The sequence below is a fragment of the Arthrobacter sp. NPDC093125 genome, assembly GCF_044754225.1.
Lineage (GTDB): Bacteria > Actinomycetota > Actinomycetes > Actinomycetales > Micrococcaceae > Arthrobacter.
Genome location: NZ_JBIVOQ010000007.1, coordinates 175,878 through 186,723, shown reverse-complemented (window position 1 = coordinate 186,723; position 10,846 = coordinate 175,878). Strand labels below are relative to the sequence as shown.

Here is a 10,846-nt window from a genome sequence, read left to right as displayed (position 1 = left end):
ATGATGCCGTGCATGATGGCCACGTCCGGGGTCGGCATGAACTCGCCCGTACCGGCGAAGGTGTTCCGGTCAGCGTAGAAGCCTTCGGTGTTTTCGCGCACGATCACCAGGTCGGTGCCTTCGACGATGGCGTTCCCACCCGGGAACGCCTTGGAGGGCCGGATGTTGGCGAACAGGCCGAAGTGCTTGCGGATCGTGCCGGAGGGGTTCAGCGCGGACTTGTGCGGTTCCGGGTAGGACGCGGAATCGTGCGGGCCCAGGAGCCAGCCGTCCACGTCGTTCAGCGCCTTGAGGGTTTCCTCCGGGACGGCGGTGCCGTGGGTATCGATCGCACTCCGGCCCAAAGGCAGCTCGGTCCAGTCAATCGCGGGGGCGCCTGCGGCAGCCATGGCTGCGTCGAGGATCTTCACCGATGCCGGCACGATCTCCGGGCCGATGCCATCGCCGTTCAGAACGGCCAGTCGGTACTGCTTGGATTCAGTCACGGTATTTCCTTTTCTATATATCCAGGTCTCGTTGACGGACCAGGGGTCAGTGGATGACTGCCATGAGCTCGGCGGCGTCGGCCGAAACGACGTTGGCGCGCGGGTACAGACGCAGCGCCTCGATCGGGACGACCAGCATCAGGTCTCCGTGGAGCGCGTTGTTCTTGCTGTCCACTGCCAGGGTGCGCGCCCCGTAGCGCAGCTCGTATTCGTAGCGGGAGCCGACATAGGAGGTTGTGAGGATTTCCACAGGAAGACCGACATTGCCGGACGGGATGGAGTCTCCCACCGGTGCCAGTGAGGCCTTTTCCGGCCGGAACGCGACGGTGACGGGGTCACCATGACGCATCTGGTCGGTCAGCACGGCGGTGACAGTTTCGCCGGTGTCTTCGAGCCGGACGATCGCCCGGTCGCCAATGGTGGAGGTGATGAGCCCATCGAGGAAGTTGGAACGGCCGATGAAGGCGGCGACTTCTGCTGTGGCGGGGCGTTCGTAGATTTCCTCCGGCGGGGCGACCTGGAGCATGTTGCCGCCGGACATTACCGCGATCCGGTCGCTCATGGCCAGGGCTTCTTCCTGGTCATGCGTGACGTACACGGTGGTGATGCCGAGCTCGGACTGGAGGCGTTTGAGCCAGACGCGGGCCTGTTCGCGGAGTTTGGCGTCGAGGTTGGAGAGCGGTTCGTCCAGGAGCAGGACCTTGGGTGAGTAGACCAGGGCGCGGGCGAGGGCTACGCGCTGCTGCTGGCCGCCGGAGAGCTGGTGCGGGTAACGGTGGGCCAGGTGGGCGAGGCCGACCTTGTCCAGGGCGTCGTGGATGAGGGTTTTTTGCTCAGCCTTGTTCACCTTGCGGATGTTCAGCGGCATGGCAAGGTTATCGGTCAGGGTCATGTGCGGCCAGAGGGCGTAGGACTGGAAGACCATGCCGAGGTTGCGCTCCTCCGGGGGGACGAACTTGTTGGAGGAGTCATCCACCAGGACTGTGTCACCGACGGCGATGGAGCCTGAGGTGGGCTGCTCCAGTCCGGCGAGGCAGGACAAGGTGGTGGACTTACCGCAACCGGAGGGGCCCAGCAGGGTGAAGAACTCCCCGTCCTTGATGGTGAAACTCACCTCGTGGAGGACGGTGATTCCTCCGAAGTCTTTGCGGAGATTCTTGACTACGACGTCAGGCATCTTTCTTACCTTTCATGAGCAGGCCGGCGATGCCGACGAAGGCTGCGGTGATAGCGATCTGGATGGTGGCCAGGGCGGCGACCGATCCGGTGTTGCCCTGGACCCAGAGCTCGAGCATGGTGGTGCCGATGATGTTCGTCTCGGCCGATCCGAGGAAGATTGCCGGGGAGTATTCCTTCATCATGACCACGAAGGTCAGGACCATGGCGGCGACGAACGCCGGGGTGAGGAGTTTGGCCAGAACGCGGAGGAACATTCTCATCCAGTCCGCACCGTTGACGCGGGCCGCGTTGTCCAGTTCCTCACCAATCTGCATCACGGCCGGGGAGATGGACCCGAACGCGCTGGGAAGGGCGCGGAGTCCGAAGCCGATGATGATGGCCCAGATGGTGCCCTGGAGTAGGGAGCCCATGTTGAACGGCAGGAAGGAGAACGCCCAGAACAGGCCGATACCGATGATCAGACCGGGCATGGCCTGCGGGGCCAGAGCCAGGTACTCGATGACCTTGCGGTAGCGGAACGTGGAGCGTTTGGAGACCACGACGGCGACGACTGCCAGGACGCTGACCAGGACGGCGCCGACGCTTGCAACGATGAGGCTGTTGCGGATCGAGGCGAGGTAGACCGGGAACTCGATGATGCGCTGGTAGTTGCCCATGGTCAGGGAGAGGAGCGGATTCTGAAGCGGGGTGAACACTTTGGTGAAGGAACGCATCACCAGCCCGAGGATCGGGACCAAAGCTCCGATGACCACGTAGACGGTAATGAAGGCGACCGAGAGCCATTTGATCCAGCCCAGATCCAGCAGGCGCGGCCGGGTGGCCTTGCCACGGACCGAAACGAAGCGCTTGGCGTCCTTGAGGAGCTTGGCCTGGACGGCGACGAGCAGGATCGTGACCAGCAGGATGATGACCGACGCGGCACCCAGGATCCCGTAATCGGGGTCGATGGACTGCAGCCCGTTCTTATAAAGGAACGTCGCGAAAACCGTGATCCCTACCGGCTGGCCATAGAGCAGCGGGATGGACAGGGTTTCAATGGACATGCTGAATACCAGGACCGAGCTGTACACCATGGGCGGGCGCAGCATCGGGATGATGACGGACCAGAGGATCCGGAACGGTCCGGCACCAACGGTCTGGGCGGCGCCTTCGAGGGAAGCGTCCGAGTTGCGCAGCGCGTTGGAGCAGAAAACGTACGCAATCGGTGCCAGTGCCACGGCCTCCGTGATGGCCATGCCCGGGATGGTGTAAAGGTCCCAGGGCAGGAAGCCCAGAATCCGCTTGACCTGGACGCTGGCAAAGCCTGCCGGGCCGTACATGGTGATCCAGCCGAAGCCCAGGATGAGCGAGGAGATGAAGAACGGCCACTGCATAGCCGCGCCGAAGAACCTGCGGCCGGGAATGTTGGTCCGCACGACCACGATGGCCATCGGCACAGCGATCAGCAGGGTCAACACAGTGGTCATCACGGCGAACATCAGCGTGTTCAGCGCCACCGATCCGAACCCGGCCTCGGTGAAGAGCCTGGTGAAGTTTTCCGTGGTGAACAGACCGCCCTCCTCGTAAAGAGGACGGTCCATTACCGACTGGTACAGCGTGGGGACCACAGGTGCAAGGACCAGGAGCGCCAGAATGATGATGGTCGCCCAGAAAAGTAGCTGACTGCGGTCGACGCCAAGTATTTTGCGGTACTTGGGTGCCGGGAAATCAGTTCGCGACGGGGTTTCCGCCGGAGCGGAGGCGACCTCGGGGAGTGTTTTCATGATTTTTGTTCCAGATCCTTGCACCGCGGGCTACTTGAGGAGGCTCTGCCAGCGGTCAGTGAATGCCTTCACCTTGTCCGCGGGAACCGATTCGTAGGGGGCCATGATGACGTTGTCTTCGCCGACCTTGGACACGACGTCCTGGTAGGTCAGGGCGAACTGAACCGACTTCACGCCCTCACGGTAGGAGGACAAGCCACCTTCGAGCACGGCCTGCTGGCCTTCCTGGGAGATCACGAAGTCCTGGAACAGCTTGGCCGTGGCCGGGTGAGGTGCGTCTGCGGAGATGCCGAGCCCGCGGGGGATGACGACCGTGCCGTCGGTCGGCAGGGCAATGTCGAAGAGTCCGTTGCTGTTCTTCACCACCGGGAACGCCGGAGCGGCCGTGACCAGGACACCGGCCTTGTACTCGCCGGCGAGGACCTTTTCGGAGAGCGTGCCCGAGGACGTCTCGGGACGTGAGGCCGAAAGGATCGTCGCGATGGAGTCCCAGGACTTCGGCTTGGCCTCGGTCAGGTTGTAGAACATCGTGAACCCGAAGGCGCCGGTCGTGTCGCGAACGCCGATCATGTTCTCGAAATCCTGCGGCTTTGCCTTGACCTGGGCGGCGAGACCTTCCAGGCTCTCAGGCTTCTCCGTCAGTAGGGACGTGTTATAGGCGATGGTCTGCGGGTCAGCGGACATGGCCACCACGCCGGGGAGCAAGGAGGCAAACTTGGGAAGCTTAGCCAGCTCAGGCGAGGTGTAATCGGCCAGCATTCCCTTGCGGGCCGCGAAGTCAGCCCAGGCGCCGGCCGCGTTGGAGACGAAGACATCGGCGCTGGAGGCGTTGGTGGCCTTCTCGCTCAGGGCCTTCTGGAACACCTCGTCGCTGTCCAGGTTGTTGGCGGAGATTTTTGTGACGAACGGGTATTTTTTCTTGAAGTCCCGCAGGACGGGATCCCAGTTTTCCTGGTCGGTGTTGGAGTAGATGGTCAGCTCACCGCCTTCCTTCTCCGCGGCGGCAACCAGGCTCTTGTAGTCAGCCGGGTAGTAGTCCGGGTACTGGCCCGCGGCAATGGAGTTCTCGGGTGCCGGCGTCTGTGCCGTTCCAGAATTTCCGCCGCAGGCGGTCAGTCCCATCACGGCGGCAATGGCCGCTGCGCCAGCGGCCATCACTGCCCGGCGACGGGGCCTGGACGGCAGGGCCGTCTTGAGTTCAGTCATTGCTTCTCTCCCTTGAGGCTGCACGGCTGGTGTTGATTGATTCCCGTGTCTGTGGTTCAGCGTGAGGCTGCTCACACAATAATGACGGTAAGTGGTCGACCAGTCAACCACTAAGTAGTAAATTTTTTAGCGAGTTGTTGCGGACCGGACCAGCTTCCGATACAAGAGTGCCCTTAAGTGGTCGGCCAGTCAACCACTTCGATGGGATTGCTTTGGAAGCGGCTGCCGCCATCCTTTGGGCAGCAAAAAGGCGGGGAAGCATGTGCGCTTCCCCGCCCCTTCTTGTGGAGTTATTATTCCTCGGACTTCAAGGTAGCCATCAGACGGCCGCTGGCGGCGTCCATGTGTTTGGCCATCGAGCCTGCCGCCGTCTCGGCGTCCCCGGCCAGAATGGCCTCGTAGACAGGGGTGTGCTCCCCGTGGGAGCCGGTAAACGATGTCTCAGCGTCCATCACGCGATGAATCCAGACTCTGAGCAGGGCCGCGATGTTTTTAAGCATGTTGGCCAGGACGGTGTTGCCGGAGGCGTCTGCAACAGCCAGATGGAAGTCCACGTCTGCGGCGACGAACTCCTCAGTGGTCTTGGCGATGCCCATAGCGTCAAGGGCCGTCTTGATGCGCTTCAGGTCGGCGTCCGTCCTCCGGCTCGCAGCGAGACCCGCCGTGACACGTTCAATGTGCTGGCGGGCCTCGACGAGGTCCGAGGTGCGCCGTTCGCCGAGCATGAGGCCCCACTCGATCACCCTGGGCAGCAGCTCCGAGTTCGTGTCCCGGAGGAACGTTCCGCCGCCGTGCCGGAACTCCACGAGCCCCAGCAGGCCCAGGGACTTGATGCCTTCACGAACGACAGAGCGTCCCACGCCAAAGGATTCACTGAGCTGCCGCTCGGAAGGCAGCTTTTCACCGGGCGCAACCTGCCCGGAAAAAATGTAGTCCAGCAGCGCTTTGGCAACTTCCGAGGAAGCGGGTTCAGCGTGGACGACTGTCACCGGCTTAAGGCCGGTCACTGAGGGCGCTGCCCGCTTACGGCGGGTTGCCCGCGGGGCGGGCTCGGCAATGGCTGGGTCAGCGCTCAACAAGAACTCCATCCGGGTCGCAGTACACCATGGCACCGGGCCTGACCGTGACACCCTCAAGGGTCAGTTCCACGTCAGCTTCGCCAGCGCCAGTCTTGGTACTTTTTCGAGGGTTGCTCCCCAATGCTTTCACGCCAAGCGGGAGGCTTGAAATCGCCTCGCGGTCACGGATGACTCCGTAGATCACTACTCCTGACCATCCGTTCGAAACGGCGATCTCAGCAATCATGTCCCCCATCAGAGCCCGGGATAGCGACCCCCCACCGTCGACAACGAGTACGCCACCATCACCAGGAGTTGAGACTACCGATTTGAGCAGTGCGTTGTCCTCAAAGCACTTCACAGTCCGCGCGGGCCCGCTGAAGTGCGTTTTCCCGCCAAGTGACTGGAACTGGATGGCAATGGACTGGATGTCCTCGCCTCGTTCATCGTAAAGATCAGCCGTGTTGACCGTTTCCGCTGTCATGAAAATCCCCTTTGAGTCCTCTTACGCACATGCTACTCTGCTAGCACTAAGTGGTCGACCACCTAAGGCTACTTTTCCCAATATTCTTGCCCACATCCCCTGCCACGTGCTGCGACCGGGCAACCGTCCCCACACTCCTCCGAGAGGAAACCCATGGAACTTGCCCAGATCGTCGCTGACTTCCGTGTCGAAGGAAGGACCGAGATGGAAGAAAAACTCAATGCCGCAGTAGGGGCTGCACGACAGCAGGCCTCGGAGTGCAAGCGGGGAGTGCTCGTCACCCGGCACGACTTCCACCATTTCTCTGTATCCCTTACCCCTCAGGTGCCATTTGGTTTTATCCGGGAAAACGACCGCGCCTGCCGGAACTGACGGGTCCCTGGAGGGCCCAAGAAATATCCGGGTCGCTATTGTGCGCTTAGGAACAGAAGTAAAGCGCTCCGACTTTTCGCACTCCCCCTTCGCCGAGACCTTCAATTCCAAAGACCAAGGAAGATTCCCGTGGACGAAATCTGCCAAACAGACAACGACGCGATTGGCGACTTCAGCACGCGGCAGCAAGCCGCGGCCGATTGGACACTACTCGACGGACGAAACGTCGAGATCTATGACCAGGGAAAAGTCGTTGACGGGGGTCGTGTAGACGGAATAACCAGGGACGGAAGTATCCTCTGGCTGGCCCAGGACGGCGCCTGCCCCCGCCGATTAATAGAGAGACTGCCCGAAAGGACGGTCGCCATCCTGACTGCGCAATAAGTCGCTCGACTGGCCAAGGGGACGAAGGCGCATCGTCGATTCGTTCACAGCAACCCTCCGTTAGGGTCAACCATGTCCAGGACGCGGCCTGCCTGTCTCCCAACTCTGACCGAGCACCGCAGATCCAGCGCAGACTTGAAACCAAGGTAGCGAAACACAAAGCGGCCCAGGCTACGGCGCACGCCATCCCTTTTATCGAAAGACACTAGCGGCATTGGCGACCAGGACGTCAGCTGTAAGTACACCCCAACCTGACGTCAGATGAGCACCGAGAATCCGTCAGAATAGAGTCCATTTTCTTGTTTACTGACTTGCTTTTGCGGATGTCTTAGATTTCAACCGGACACCCATCCGGGAAGGTGCATGCACGATGGAGCCAGGGCGCGCCACCGGATGGCAAGTCCGGTCCCATGTCGACGTCCGACGGATGCACCCGCAGGCATCCCGCTGGCTTCGCTATGACGGCCGGATCTGGGTCGTAGATATCGAGGTCCACCTCTCGAAGGAAATTCGTGGCCTCACACCTGAATTGGCTGAAGCTTACGCCGGGCATGATGAGAAGATCATTGGCCGGGAAAAATGGAAGTCATCGACGCCTTCTGCCCCGTTGGGTTGTACTCCCGTAGGCGTGACGCATATCCACCTTTTCCCGAGCTCTTTGTTCTCTGCCAGGCTCTGAGTCCTGGAGCGGTGATGTCGTTCTCATGGGTCCAGTCCAGGCATTTGGGGAGAATCAGGCACAGAAATGGGTTTTTCATCCGGGAGAGCCGCCCATGTCGAAGGGGAAGGCCCTCCGCGGGTCCCTGGCCATAGTCCAAAGCACTTTGGACTATTGGTTTCCGGCTGCGGTTCTAGACGTCGGGATCGTGCCCTAGGAGACGGAGCAGGTCACGCACCGCGATGTTCAATTCCTCGAATCCGTGTTGATAGAACAGGGGCGTCATCGCCGTCAGCGGTGTGTTGTCAAAATCCTGCAGCGTTCGCATGACCCCGGCGATGATGTCCTCGGGCCCGTCCTGCCCGGAAATGGAGCCGTCTTCCGCGGAAGAGCTCATAGGATCGCCTTTCGTGCCCGACCCGACGTACGCCAGGTAGTCTCTGCTCCTGTGATTCCCGCAGGGATCGTCGTACCGGCATAGGCGGCTAACATGGTTCTAAGTTCACCAAATTAACCCACCTGCCCAAACTCACCAAATTCACCAAATTCACCAAATTCACCTAAATTCACCCGACTGCTGTGAGGATCGTTCGTGCCCGGCAATGAAAATCCCTTCCGTCCTACCGCCGGAGCCACACCCCCGGAAGTCATTGGCCGGTCGGGGCTCCTGGATGAATTCGAATACGGCTTGCGGCTCGGTTCCGGCGCGCCAGGATTGCTATCGATCTTCACGGGCGCCCGCGGCATCGGCAAGACCGTAATGATCGGAGCAGCCCACGATGTCGCCCGTGAGCGCGGTTGGGCGGTGGTTGCAGAAACGGCAACCGGTACCTTCATGGGGCGAATCGGGGAGACAATGCGCCGGCTGGCCCAGGAGCTCAGCGACCAGCCCGAAACCAAGCGCCGCATAACCGGCGTCTCACTCGCAGGGTTTAGTATCACCTCGCAGCTGACGCCCGAACGCCAGGTCGACTGGCGGGAACTAGGTGAAACGCTGCTCGCACTCCTGAATGAACAAGGCACGGGTCTGTTGATCACCGTCGATGAAATCCACGCCGCTGACCGTGCAGAACTGGCTCAACTGGCCGCGAATGTACAGCACTTCATTCAGGATGGCCTGCCGATCGCGCTGATCTTCGCGGGACTGCCCTCAGCCGTGTCTGATCTGCTGAACGAGGGCGTGGCCACGTTCCTGCGAAGGGCCGACAAAATTGACCTGCACGCAGCGGCGGTCCGGGATGTCGAGAAGTCCTTCACGAATACGTTTGCGGCCGCGCACTTCACGATCGCCCCCGACCTGGTCCGCAAGGCAGCCGCAGCCACCGGTGGCTATCCCTTCCTGATCCAACTCGTCGGCTACTTCCTCTGGCGCGAGGCCGAGAACCATGACGGAACCCTGTCCCCTGCAGCCGTCGATCGGGCCATTGCCGCCGCTGTCCGACGCAATGAGCGCGTGGTGATCGAAGCAGCCCTCGCCACAGCATCGGCGAAAGACCTGGAATTCCTGCACGCCATGTCTGTCGATGAGGGTCCCTCAACGGCCGCTGACATCATCCAGCGCACCGGCTCCAGGTCGACAGTGGTCGCCAAATACAGAAAGAGGCTCCTGGCCGCAGGGCTCATCGAATCAACCGGCCACGGAAAAGTTGACTACGCCATCCCCGCGCTGCGCGAGTACCTGCGCAAAAATGCCGCCGCCTGACCGGGAATCCCCATGGCACCGTCAAAGACACCAATCCGTCGACCGACCCCTTGGCAATCAGCGGGGGATGCGAGGACAACCAACGAAGATCTTCACGAAGACGCGCCAGGCCGCCACCCGAGGTACCTGGTGCCCCCAACAGGAACGAACACACCGGCCTCGGCCCCGGAGTTCTCCTGACCCGCGCCACAACGATGAGCGCCATGCCCTTCTTCACGTTCCCAGACGGCTTGAGGGGCGCCTGTTTTGTCGGACTGCTGGCATGCGGCTCTTGGCGCAATCGGATCACTCGCCGCTCGCCTCCGACCCCTTATGCGCTTCCGTTCAGCGGCTGGGACCGTTCTTAGTCCGTTCCAACCCCGCTGCTGTCCCTGCGCGCGTCTTCCTCGCCTTTGTTGCTTTGCCCACCGTGACCGCGGCGCTGGGGTGGGTGCCCTCGCTGCGGGCTGCTGCAAGTCGGCCGCGGATCTGGGTGTCGTTCGCACCGCTGTTTTCCAGGGACTGAGCGAAGTGCTCATGGTGTTGGGTTGAGCCATAGCTGGCGGCCGATGCGGTTTCTGCCTTCACACCTCGGCCTTGGAGTCGACTGCTGTCGTCGCCGGTGACGCGGTTTTCGATCTCGCGGCCGACACCTTCGAGACGGGCGAAGAGTTCCTTCTCGGCCCGTTCGTAGCGCTGTTCCGGAGAGGCGAACTGGGAGCCTGCGAATCCGCCTTCTGCCAGGAGCCTGGCTTCGTGCATCTCCTTGGCGGCTTGCACGAACGCCGGATCCTTGAAGTAGGAATCCTCAGCGACATTAAAGTTGGCGGTGGTTTCTTTGCGGAGCTGGTCGATGTTGGGGCCGTTGATGCCGTCTTTGCTGATGAGGAACATCCGCTCCTTGATGTCATTGTCGGCAATGGCAACTGCTTTGGGGGTCTTCGCGTTGTGGGCCCGCTGCAGCGCTTGTGCCAGTTCGGGGTTTGCCAGGTATTCAACGGGGACCTGGTGGCGTTCCATTTCCGGTGCCAGTTGGGCTGCCTGGGTGCGGAGTTCTTCTGCCCGTGCCGCTGCGAGCAGCTGCATGGCTTTCTCGTGTTCGGCGGCCGCCTTGCGTGCTTCTTCCTGGCTGCGCGCGAGCTCCTCCAGCCGGGCCTTTTCGGCTGCGATGGTCTCGATCCCCGACTCGAGGTACGCGGCGTCCCTGCCGACGTCACGGGTGTCGATGCCGTACCGGGTAAGGACTTCCTGCCGGATTTTTTCGGATGCTTCAAGGGCGGTGGGGTCGTGGTCTTTCCAGCCCTCCGCGACGGCATGTGCCGTGGCGATGTCCCTCGGGTTCGCGTTGTCCCACCACTGTTCCCTGTGGATGGCTGCAAGTGCCGCGTGGGCTGCGCTGCGCGAGGCATGCAGGCGTGCCTGGGCTTCGTGCGCTATCTGGGTGTCCTGGTGTTCCTGCTGTCGCCGGGTCTCTTGCAGGCGGCGCGCCAGCGTCTCGGCGATGCGTGAGGCGATCAGCAGAGACTGCCTCATTCCGTTGTCCAGGAAGTCGTCCATGCCGTCTGATTCACTCATC

At 61.6% G+C, this 10,846-nt stretch carries 10 protein-coding genes; 2 read left to right on the top strand and 8 right to left on the bottom strand.

What is annotated here, in order from left to right; all coding sequences use genetic code 11:
• From ACIP9X_RS14965 to rraA, 6 genes are all read right to left on the bottom strand, one after another.
• Positions 1-485: isocitrate/isopropylmalate family dehydrogenase (locus tag ACIP9X_RS14965; protein ID WP_400480529.1), on the bottom strand; the 485-nt coding region annotated here is incomplete at its 3' end.
• A 46-nt stretch (positions 486-531) separates the two neighbouring features.
• The gene (locus ACIP9X_RS14960; RefSeq protein WP_400480528.1) at positions 532-1,662 is read right to left on the bottom strand and encodes an ABC transporter ATP-binding protein; all 1,131 of its coding nucleotides are present in this window, start codon (positions 1,660-1,662) and stop codon (positions 532-534) included.
• Positions 1,655-3,427 (bottom strand): ABC transporter permease, encoded by a 1,773-nt coding sequence (locus ACIP9X_RS14955; RefSeq protein WP_400480527.1) that lies wholly within the window; start codon positions 3,425-3,427, stop codon positions 1,655-1,657. The genes ACIP9X_RS14960 and ACIP9X_RS14955 overlap by 8 nt, the downstream gene beginning before the upstream one ends.
• Positions 3,428-3,457: 30 nt before the next feature.
• Positions 3,458-4,633, bottom strand: coding sequence for an ABC transporter substrate-binding protein (locus ACIP9X_RS14950; protein ID WP_400480526.1), 1,176 nt, complete (start codon positions 4,631-4,633; stop codon positions 3,458-3,460).
• A 293-nt stretch (positions 4,634-4,926) separates the two neighbouring features.
• Entirely contained in the window at positions 4,927-5,709 is a 783-nt protein-coding gene (locus ACIP9X_RS14945; RefSeq protein WP_400480525.1) for a FadR/GntR family transcriptional regulator, read from the bottom strand.
• Positions 5,699-6,175, bottom strand: coding sequence for a ribonuclease E activity regulator RraA (gene rraA, locus ACIP9X_RS14940; RefSeq protein ID WP_400480524.1), 477 nt, complete (start codon positions 6,173-6,175; stop codon positions 5,699-5,701). The genes ACIP9X_RS14945 and rraA overlap by 11 nt, the downstream gene beginning before the upstream one ends.
• Positions 6,176-6,328: 153 nt before the next feature.
• Between rraA and ACIP9X_RS14935 the strand changes: the two genes are divergently transcribed.
• Complete coding sequence (locus ACIP9X_RS14935; RefSeq protein WP_400480523.1) at positions 6,329-6,547, top strand: hypothetical protein; 219 nt, start codon at positions 6,329-6,331, stop codon at positions 6,545-6,547.
• 1,235 nt (positions 6,548-7,782) lie between these two features.
• Here the strand turns inward: ACIP9X_RS14935 and ACIP9X_RS14930 are convergent.
• Positions 7,783-7,986, bottom strand: coding sequence for a hypothetical protein (locus ACIP9X_RS14930; protein WP_400480522.1), 204 nt, complete (start codon positions 7,984-7,986; stop codon positions 7,783-7,785).
• Between the two features lie 195 nt (positions 7,987-8,181).
• Between ACIP9X_RS14930 and ACIP9X_RS14925 the strand changes: the two genes are divergently transcribed.
• Positions 8,182-9,291 carry an ATP-binding protein gene (locus tag ACIP9X_RS14925; protein WP_400480521.1) on the top strand — a complete coding sequence of 370 codons (1,110 nt, stop codon included), beginning with the start codon at positions 8,182-8,184 and terminating at the stop codon, positions 9,289-9,291.
• A gap of 324 nt (positions 9,292-9,615) precedes the next feature.
• Here the strand turns inward: ACIP9X_RS14925 and ACIP9X_RS14920 are convergent, their stop codons facing one another.
• The gene (locus tag ACIP9X_RS14920; protein ID WP_400480520.1) at positions 9,616-10,845 is read right to left on the bottom strand and encodes a hypothetical protein; all 1,230 of its coding nucleotides are present in this window, start codon (positions 10,843-10,845) and stop codon (positions 9,616-9,618) included.
• Position 10,846: the final 1 nt, after the last annotated feature.